Source organism: uncultured Helcococcus sp., from assembly GCF_946998255.1.
Taxonomy (GTDB): domain Bacteria; phylum Bacillota; class Clostridia; order Tissierellales; family Peptoniphilaceae; genus Helcococcus.
The window spans coordinates 1-3,416 of sequence record NZ_CAMPYN010000086.1 but is presented as its reverse complement, the minus strand read 5'-3'; the positions used below and the strand labels follow the sequence as shown (position 1 = coordinate 3,416).

At 30.8% G+C, this 3,416-nt stretch carries 2 protein-coding genes; both read left to right on the top strand.

Annotation, left to right across the window (positions count from 1 at the left end; all coding sequences use genetic code 11):
* The coding region (locus tag Q0U66_RS05690; RefSeq protein WP_297378550.1) for an ABC transporter ATP-binding protein at nucleotides 1-1,561 on the top strand (1,561 nt) is incomplete at its 5' end.
* An 81-nt stretch (nucleotides 1,562-1,642) separates the two neighbouring features.
* A complete protein-coding gene (locus Q0U66_RS05685; RefSeq protein WP_297378547.1) occupies nucleotides 1,643-2,584 on the top strand; it encodes a hypothetical protein in 942 nt (313 codons plus the stop codon).
* Nucleotides 2,585-3,416 lie beyond the last annotated feature (832 nt).

Genomic DNA, 3,416 nt, shown 5'->3' with positions numbered 1-3,416 from the left:
CAAAAAACATTGGTTGACATATATTTTGGCGGTGATTTTAAGTATAGGGTCAGCGGTTTTATTTGCTATGTTTTCTGTTAGGCTGGGAACAGTTGTTGACGTTGTGATCAACCAAGATGTAGACTTTGCTTCAAAAATATTAGCATGCCTTAAGGTTGTCATTGGATGGTTTATTGTTTCTCTTTTATTTACATATATAAAGAGTAAAAATGTATCAGATATAATTAAAGATGTCAAAAAAGACCTTTATGTGTCTGTAAATAAAAAGGAAATGAAAGATTATGTATCAAAATCAAATGAATACTATTTGAATAACTTTACAAAAAATATTGACTTATTGCAAACAAACTATTTGTCACCTAGATGTGAGATTGTTGCGAACTTTATATCGGCCTTGGTTAGTATTGGAACAATATTTTTTATTAATTGGAAATTGGGCTTATCATTCGTAGGAGTTTCACTTGTTACAATAGCTTTATCCCAGTTACCAGGGGTAATAATGGCTAAAAAAACCAATGAATTTTCAGAGGAAAGCGCGAACTATTTAAAGGTAATCAATAATCATCTAAAAGGCTTTGAACAAATAAAGCTACTTGGTGTGTCTGATATTTTTTTAAGAAAATACCTAGATAGGGATAATCAATATGAGAAAAGCAGGTTTTCATATATATTTGTATCTAGACTTGCCAATGACCTTGGACTTTTTTTCAGTTTTTTTGCTCAGTTGGCCTGCATGTCAATTGGGGTATGGTTTGCTCTTAGAGGAGATATTACAGTTGGCTTATTAATTTCTGCAATAAACCTGTTAAATGGTGTGTTTAATCCCCTGCAACAATTAGCCTATAATAAAAACTTGATGGGAACAGTTAGCGATATCATGAAAAGTTTTGATGAAATTTTATCAAGAGAGAAAAATGAAGGTCAGCTAATTCAAAATAGTATTTCAACCATAAGCATCAAAGATTTGGATTTTAAGTTTGGAGAAGATAAGATAATCTTTGAAGGTTTTAATGCAAGATTTGAAAAAGGAAAAACCTATGCCATAGTAGGGGAATCCGGACGAGGAAAGTCTACCCTTGCTAAGTTAATAATGAAATATTATGGTTCAGACCAGTATAGAGGCGAGATCCAGGTGAACAACCAAGATATAAATACAATTTTGAGCGATGACCTATATAAGAAAGTTGCTTATATACAAAGAAACGACTTTTATATTGACGGATCTGTAAAAAACAATATAGAACTCTATAGAAGATTAGAAGCTAATAATAGTCTTTATGGGAAATTGAAATTTAAGGACAGCTTTTTAGATAAGCCTATTGAGGAAGGAAGCAGGAACCAAGTGTCCACAGGTGAAAAACAAAGGATAGACATTGCAAGATTCTTAGTAAAAGATTATGATGTTATGATTTTTGATGAACCTACAAGTAACTTGGACAAGGAAACAAGTGAAATTATTTTTGATTTGATTTTTGAAATCAAAGATAAAATTGTTATTGTTATTACCCATGTAAATGATGAAAGTACACTAAATAGATTTGATCAAGTTATAAGATTATAAATTTATCTTATTTTTTTAAAAGGCTGTGATAACTACTTTCTATATGGTAAAATAAAACTATAGAGGGGTTGTGGTGGAAATTTGTACAAGAAAATGTTAAAAAATATTAGCATCCATGCTTTTATACTGATGTATTTTGCTATTCTTCAAGCGACAGGTCTTTTGGTAAAAGACTATGCAGTTCTGGGAAAAATATTAAATTTAGCTAGGCGTGTAATTATTATTTTTGTTGCAGTGGAGTTGTCTAATAATAAAATTTCTTTTAGGACTTCTTTAATATACAGTATTTTATTTATGGTGCCCATTGCTATTGGTGCTTTGGACCTTGTTAGTTTTAATATTAAAATTATTTATCTATTCTATGCTTTTATTGGCATTTATATTTTGAAATTTTTAAAGATAAAGAATTTTAAAAATATTAATATATTACCATTGACATTGAGGTCTTTGCTAATTTTGGGCCTGGGCTTTGGAGTATTTGCTGGTGTTACGGTATATATATTTGGCATTGTTCCAAAATCAATAGACCTGATGTATCATTTTACCTATTTGTTTTTTGAATTGGTTTTGACCTTATATTTTAAAGAACAAGAAAATATTTACGACAAGATTTACAAGCTCTATTATCTATCTGACCACATTGGTCAAGAGAGGGAAGAGTTTGCCCGCGTTATCCACGATGATATTGTCCAGGATATTTTTGCTTCCAAGAATTACCTGTCGACCAAGGACCCTGACTTAGGCTTCGTAAAAGAGATTTTGACCGACCTGGAGGACAAGGCCAGGGGGATTATGAAGTACTACCAGTCCAATGTCTACGATGACCTTGATGTGGGCGCTTCCTTGGAGGATGTTTTTCACAATATTGCCAGCCTTTACAAGGGCAAGGACTTGGACTTAAAGATGGATATAGATCCAGAGGCTGCAAATCTTAAGGATAAAGTGCAGTTATTTAATATAATCATTGGATATAATGAAAATAATTTATTGCATTATCTTTTATTCTCTAAAGGTTCGAAATAAGGTATTGTAGTAGGAATGTTTATCATAGCATTGATTTTCATCTTCATAGCTTATGTTTCTGAGATCAAATCTTTACAGAAAGAATATAATGTATTAAAGCACATATATAAAGATAAAATTCTATTTGAATCAGAGTCAGATATTGAGAGTAAATTTGAACTAATTATATAAAAAATTGAAGTTGGAAAAATTCAAATGGGAATATTTGGCATAGTTTTATTTTTATTATTGGCTAGATGTATTTGTGCATTTATGTAGAATAGCTATAAATAATTATTTTTTTCTGGTACTGGGATTGAGACGGGACTAAAAATCTGAAAATGTCCTATAATTAGATCGATTTAGTGATACAAGAAAAAAATAGAATCTAGTATTTTGAACGGTTTGGTATATATCGTACATTTGGAAAAGAAGAATGGGAATGACCTTATATTATTTTAATAATGTTCATTTTTAAAAATGGCTAAAAATGGCGATTTAATAGAGTGAAATTTTTTTAGTTATCCTATATATACTGATTATTATATTTTTTGGTAAGAATATAAAAAAGGAGAGGGGGAATATGCCCCCTCCCTTTAACAAGATATTTAGATCAGTTTTTCATTATCTGACGGCACCCCGCCCCTATTATTAAAAAACAGTCTTTTAAGCGTTGAATAGCTCTGAAATTAGGCTCTAAAATCGATTTTAAGCGCCTTAAAAACTAAAAACATGTAATGACCAATTGGATTTTTATTGGGAGATGTGGTAGCAAGTAATGCAGCTTTAATTATTCCTGAAGCCTCTAAATCTCTGAGAGATCTGACGCATAAATACTATGATGAAAGCATTT